The sequence below is a fragment of the Zavarzinella formosa DSM 19928 genome (genome assembly GCF_000255705.1).
Classification (GTDB): Bacteria; Planctomycetota; Planctomycetia; order Gemmatales; family Gemmataceae; genus Zavarzinella; species Zavarzinella formosa.
Genome location: NZ_JH636447.1, coordinates 382,092 through 384,167 on the forward strand (window position 1 = coordinate 382,092; position 2,076 = coordinate 384,167).

Annotated in this window: 1 protein-coding gene and 1 pseudogene; both read left to right on the forward strand. The window is 66.5% G+C overall.

Annotated features, from left to right (window positions below; all coding sequences use genetic code 11):
- Window positions 1-161: 161 nt before the first annotated feature.
- The gene (locus tag BGIM_RS0138520) at window positions 162-1,613 is read left to right on the forward strand and encodes a hypothetical protein (RefSeq protein ID WP_020474946.1); all 1,452 of its coding nucleotides are present in this window, start codon (window positions 162-164) and stop codon (window positions 1,611-1,613) included.
- A 208-nt stretch (window positions 1,614-1,821) separates the two neighbouring features.
- Window positions 1,822-2,076, forward strand: a pseudogene (locus tag BGIM_RS65245) (hypothetical protein); the annotation flags it as partial.

The window sequence follows — 2,076 nt, forward strand, 5'->3', positions numbered from 1 at the left end:
CCGCGACGCGAAGGCTTTGCGCAGCGGAGCGAGGACTTCCCTCATCGTGCGATTGCGGCTAATGTCAGTGTTTGCAAGCAGGAAGTCCGCGCTCCGCTGCGCAAAGCCTTCGCGTCGCGGCTTCACGGCGGGCATGGTCCATGTGAAACAGGGAATTCCTCATGCGTTTCAACTTCCTCATCCTCCTGTGGCTGACTTCTTCATTAACCGCCGCCCCGGCGCCGGACAACAAGGCCACCGAGGAGGCGCTTCGGCAGGCGGCCGACGCGCTGGCCAAGGTGAAGGGGGACAGCCGGGCGCGGGTGGGGCTTTGGTGTGAAGTGACCATTCTTCGGTACAAGCTCGGGGATCGTCGCGGCTCGCAGGCGGCCCTTCGGGAGGCCCTCACGAGCGTCGATAAAAACGAGGCGGCCGAGGAATGGCGAATGATCGGCTCGGCGCTGGGCCGCCTTGGGGAGGCCGAGGCGACGCTGGATCTGGCCGACGCCATCCCCGACAAAACGGACGATTCCCCCGACAATCCCCGGCAAATCGTGTTGCAGGAAGCGGCCTCGCAGACGGCCGGCGCCAGACAGTTCGAGGCCGCCCGGAAAATCGCCGACACCATCCCGGACGAGTCGGCCCGGACGCAGACGCGGCAAGCCGTCAGCCGGCTCGAAGCCGTTTCCAAACTCAGAAAGGCGGACTCCGAGGAGGCGATCCGGCCGATCTGGGACAGCCTGACCGCTTCCCAAAAAGTGTCGATGCTCGTCGGCCGCCCGCTGGCGTTGGTGGGAATTGATGACACGGCCCCGCCGGAGGACGGCATCGCCATCGCCTTGCTAAACGCGAAGGACAAGGCGGAGGCCAAACGGGTGTCGCTCAAGGCGCTGGCCCTGCTGTCCGACGTGGAGGCGAACCGCCGGGCGGCGCTGGCCGTCGCCGTCGTTCGCATGTTGTGCCGGCTCGACGAGGTCGCGGAGGCCCGAAAGGTTCTCCCCCTGATCCCTCCGGCCGATCCGAAGATTCCGGAAAAAGGAGTCACCAACGAGACACGGGCGATGTACGCCCGCGCGTACATCGCGGCCGCCGAGGTCCGGGCCGGCCGGGACGAGGCGGCGACGGCCCTGCTGAAGGATTGCAAGCGAAAAGGGGACGAGGCGCTTCTGCTGCAATTCATCGCGCTGGCCCAGGCGCGGGCCGGCCGGAAAGACGCCTCGAAGGCCGGTTTCGCCAAGGCGCTGGAGTATCACGAAGCCGACCCGGCGGGCCTGTGCCTGTCCCCCCAGCTCGCCTGCGCCCAAGCCCTGTCCGGCGACATCGACGGGGCGATCCGCACGGCCGCCAAACTGAAATGCAACTCCATCACATGGGGGGAAATCATCTCGCGCCAAACCGCCGCCGGGGACTTCAACGGGGCCAGACAAACGGCGAACGACCACCTCGACCGGGGCAGCAACCCCTCGCGCCCGTCCGTCCTGCGAACCATCGCCGCCCGACAAGCCAAGGCCGGACAGGGCGAGGAGGTCCGGGCATGGGCCGGGAAACTGGAGAACAATCTAGAACGGGCAAACGCCTTTCTTGGATTGGCCGAGGGGCTGTGGCGGGAACCGGCGCAGCCGGGCGGAAAGTGACGATCTTCCGGCGTCGGATGACTGCGGCAATGGCCAGAATCCGTGAAGCCGCGACGCGGAGTCTTCGCAGCGGAGCGCGGACTTCCGGCGTCGGATGATTGTGGCAATGGCCAGTGTTTGCAAGCGGGAAGTCCGCGCTCCGCTGCGCAAAGCCTTCGCGTCGCGGCTTCACGGCGGGCATGGTCAATGTGAAACAGGGGAGCCTCTCATGCGTTTCGCCTTCCTCATCCTTCTGTCGCTGACTCCTCCGTTGCTCGCCGCCCCGGTGTTGCCGCCGGACAACCGGGCCACCGTCGAGACCCTTCGCCAGGCCGCCGATGTGATGGAAAAGGATGACGACCCGGATCATCAACGATGGTTCTGGTGCCGGGTGGCCGAGCTTCGGCGCAAAATCGGAGACCGGCGCGGCGAGGCGGCCGCCATCCAACGGGCTTGGGAAGTCACCGAGAAGGAGGACACGGAC